The sequence below is a fragment of the Pseudoalteromonas rubra genome (assembly GCF_004212645.1).
Taxonomy (GTDB): domain Bacteria; phylum Pseudomonadota; class Gammaproteobacteria; order Enterobacterales; family Alteromonadaceae; genus Pseudoalteromonas; species Pseudoalteromonas rubra_G.
The window spans coordinates 1-3114 of record NZ_PPUZ01000130.1; the positions used below are offsets into that span (position 1 = coordinate 1).

General features: G+C 44.2%; 3 protein-coding genes. 2 read left to right on the forward strand and 1 reads right to left on the reverse strand.

Translation table 11 applies throughout. The features are described from left to right. Positions 1–420 precede the first annotated feature (420 nt). Positions 421–723 carry an IS66 family insertion sequence element accessory protein TnpA gene (gene tnpA / locus C3B51_RS22725; RefSeq protein ID WP_130246485.1) on the forward strand — a complete coding sequence of 101 codons (303 nt, stop codon included), beginning with the start codon at positions 421–423 and terminating at the stop codon, positions 721–723. 44 nt (positions 724–767) lie between these two features. On the opposite strand, the gene C3B51_RS22730 is transcribed toward tnpA, so the two are convergent. Further along, positions 768–1803, reverse strand: a protein-coding gene (locus C3B51_RS22730) for an IS630 family transposase (protein ID WP_430929851.1) whose coding sequence is annotated in 2 segments (ribosomal slippage) — positions 768–1347 and positions 1346–1803 — 1038 coding nt in all. Because the reading frame shifts where the segments join, the coding sequence is not laid out codon by codon here. A gap of 343 nt (positions 1804–2146) precedes the next feature. On the opposite strand from C3B51_RS22730, the gene C3B51_RS23725 reads away from it, so the two are divergent. Next, entirely contained in the window at positions 2147–2344 is a 198-nt protein-coding gene (locus C3B51_RS23725) for a hypothetical protein (protein WP_165389226.1), read from the forward strand. Positions 2345–3114 lie beyond the last annotated feature (770 nt).

Sequence of the window (3114 nt, forward strand, 5' to 3'; positions counted from 1 at the left end):
TCGCCAGGGCCTTATAAGAGAAACCCGTTGCAGAAATGCAGCGGGTTTTTTGCTATGTGCGATTAAGAAAGTGCTGATGGGCTGTAGCTGTAGATAGAATAGCATCGCCTATTCATCCATGAAGCTGGGTCCCATCGCGCATCTCGATAATTGCTCCTGCATTATTCTACTTCCCCACATCCATGTGGGTCCATGCGCTCATCTCAATGAGCTGCGAAGCGTTGCTTCGGTCTCATTTCGTCCATGTGAAAGTAGGACATTGCCAAGCTCCTATTTAAAGAAAGCCCGATTCGAAAGAATCGGGCTTTTTTGCGTCTGGAATTTTAGAAGCGTAGATGGTAAGCGTCACCTAAACCCCACCTAGCTACTGAATATGCTCAGCTTATAAAGTACAGCTCTGAACTCAATTCGGAGCTGAACATGCCTAAACACAAAACCGCACAGCAATGGCTGAAACTTATCGAACAACAGGAACTCAGTGGTTTGTCTGTCAGTGATTTCTGCTCACAGCACAATCTCAGTACCAAGTCTTTTTATAATCGCCGAAGTAAACTTCGCACTAAAAAACCACCTGAGTCATCTTTTATTGCCGCTAAACCTGCTGCATCTGAGTTCGTTTCTCTGCCTGAGTTGTTGCAGCTCAAGCATGGTCAGAGTACGGTGTTGTTGCCATCAAACACAGACGTCCTGTGGTTGGTTGCACTGCTCAGGGCGCTGTCATGATCTGTTGGCAAAGTGAAGCTGTTTACTTATACCATTTTGAATAATTAACTGGTCAGATTTATCCAGTCCCTAAAGCACAATGATTTCACCCTGTCAGCACATGAGATAAACGCATTCCATGCTTCGCTTACCTGATCCAGAATGTCATTGTAGTTTACAAAGGTTCTGTTTGATAACTTATGTTGTCTGAGCCAACTCCACACTTGTTCTATGGGGTTTAACTCTGGGGAATAAGGTGGCAGCCTAATGAACACTACTTTCTCCAGGCCTTTTACCAAACCATCTTTGAAGTGCCAGGCTGCGCGATCCATGACGACCACAGCCATTCTTCCTGGTTGAGTCCTTTGTGATATTTGCTCCAGGTGAGAATACATGACTTCTTTATTCACTAAAGGTGAGATAAGTGCTTCTGTTTCGCCAGTCGTTGGACACACAGCACCAAATAGATAGGCATATTCGAATTGTTGCTGCTTTACAACTCTTGGGCGTGAGCCTTTTTCAGCCCAAACCTTTGTGGTCGAAGTTTGCTGACCAAATCGTGCTTCATCCTGAAACCACACATCAATGCGTTCAGGAAGCAGGTGTCCCGGAGTGTGAAGGATCGTTTCCAACTCAAAGTTTTTTAAAAGCTTCCTGGCGAGCTTTATCCCCTTTAGGGTGAATTGACCGACTGCTGATCCATGAGAAGTTTTGCCTTTTCAACAATCTGTGAACGGCTGATAACTCGTACTCAATGTGAAAAGACTCAGATATATACTGCTGAATATCTTCTAGTGTTAGCCGACCACCTTCCGTGCGGTCTATAGAGTCGAGTACATATGCTTTAAGCTGTTTCAGTTGTGCATCATCCAGTTTGCAAGGGCGGCTCGAGCGAGGTAGTTCTTCCAGGCCTTCTAATCCATAGTCGAGATAGTCTTTCACCCATTTGTTTACGCTCGTACGACTGACCTTCAAGTATTCAGCAATCTGATAGCGAGATTTACCTTCAAAGAAATGAGCCAACGCGAGCATGCGTACTTTCTTTCTGGGATCTTTAGTCTGTTTGGAGAGCTTAATAAATTCAGAGGGCTGCAAAATCATTATCACATCGATGGATATTAGATTTTGATATTAGATCATAAATTTAATCAATTTGGTATAAACCTACTCAGCACTGAAAAACGGGTTTAAATGGATCCCGCATCGCGTGCGGGATGACAATGGAGTTGTTGTTGGAGGTGTGGTAGAGCAGGGTAAACCTGGAGCCGCTGCAGGAAAGCCACACTTTACGTGTAGTAAATACGCCGGCTCAAACATACTCCTTGCTTTCATGACGTATAGAGCGATTTCTGACGAAGTGTCATGTATTTCTCCATTCAAACAGATCTACACTACCGTCATCCCGCACTTGATGCGGGATCTACCAACAGACCACATCGCAGGCATGACAAATACATCGAAGCAAACCTACTCAGCACTGAAAAACGGGTTTAAATGGATCCCGCATCGCGTGCGGGATGACGACGGAGTTGTTGGAGGTGTGGCAGAGCAGGGTGAGCCTGGAGCCAATGCTGAAAAGCTACTTCGTAGGCATGATAAATACACCGAAACAAACCTATTCAACACCGAAAAGCTGGTTTAAACAGTATCGCACGGCGTGCTGTATGAAGGGGGAGTTGTTGTTGAAGGTGGGGTAGAGCTTTGTGAACCTGGATCTACTGCAGGGTATGGGTTACAAACCCAGGATATGCAGCGCTTTTTTGAATAAGCCGTTTATATTCCATTCTTACAGTTTGCACTATTGTCGTCCATGAGCCTGGACTTGCGGATGAGTAACTGGCTAACACTTCATACAGAGCATACTCCACTCCCATATTGGGTATTGAACTACTTGTGCTGAGGGTATTCTTTGCTCAGCGTGCATTAGTACAGGAAGCAAAATGACTAAAGCCCGCCGATGTAATTTTTATCAACCTTCTGGCTATATTTACGTACAGCTTTATATCCCTGAGCAGAATAAGAAACTGAAGACTCACGCTGATCGACTTTCACTATTTTGCCTGTACTGTTGTTTATTTGCGAACTTATCCACATTTGTTTGTGTGTATCTTGTTTTTGTTTTGTGTGTATTTGGAGTGGTAGGTGGTAGTGACATATTATCAAGAGAAAAATGAAAAAAGGGGTTGCATCGTTATTCGATTTCCCTATAATGCGCATCCACCGACACGGGGCACAACGCTGAAAAGCAACGAGCCAGCGAGTTGGGAGTCAAATAAAACTTAGCTTTGAATACTTCGAAAGAAAAATCAAAATTAAGTGTTGACATAAAATGGGAAGTGATTAGAATGCACAACCCTCAGCGCTAACAGCGCAGCGACATTAAGTCGCACCGTTCTTTAAAAATATGAAGCA

Coding starts and splice junctions, on each gene's coding strand:
- tnpA (WP_130246485.1), top strand. CDS start 421: ATGCCTAAACACAAAACCGCACAGCAATGGCTGAAACTTATCGAACAA.
- C3B51_RS23725 (WP_165389226.1), top strand. CDS start 2,147: ATGACAAATACATCGAAGCAAACCTACTCAGCACTGAAAAACGGGTTT.